Source organism: Desulfothermus okinawensis JCM 13304, from assembly GCF_054654515.1.
On the sequence record NZ_BAAIEW010000089.1, the window covers coordinates 1 to 389 of the forward strand.

A 389-nucleotide genomic window follows, 5' to 3' on the forward strand; every position below is an offset into this window, starting at 1 on the left:
AACTAGTTTTTTAAAAATATTATCCAATCTGCCTATTCTTTTTTAGCTCCGATTATTGATTGGGTTATGGATCAAGTGGCAATAGGCAGATTCCTCGTTAACATGACCCGATTTTCGATTTTCGGTTCACGGTTTACGATTCAAGTAGGGAAGCTACCATTCAGAACTTGAAATATCGGAGTTAATGGGATAAACAAATTATGCAATATATTTTTTAAGCTCAGGATGGTTGGTGAGAAATGAGATCAGTGTTATGTTTTGGATCGATTTTTTCTTGTTATATGCCTTTAATACCTGTTTAATAAAAATATAGGATAGAGATGTATCTTTTTCAAATAGCTCTTTTAGTTTAATTACATCAACCTCAATGAGTCCTGTCAGACCTTCAT

1 protein-coding gene is annotated in these 389 nt (G+C 32.9%); it reads right to left on the minus strand.

The window, feature by feature from the left end; translation table 11 throughout:
- Nucleotides 1-198: 198 nt before the first annotated feature.
- Nucleotides 199-389, minus strand: a 191-nt coding sequence (locus ACYQ0O_RS13165; RefSeq protein ID WP_459893805.1) for a hypothetical protein, incomplete at its 5' end; no start/stop codon positions are given.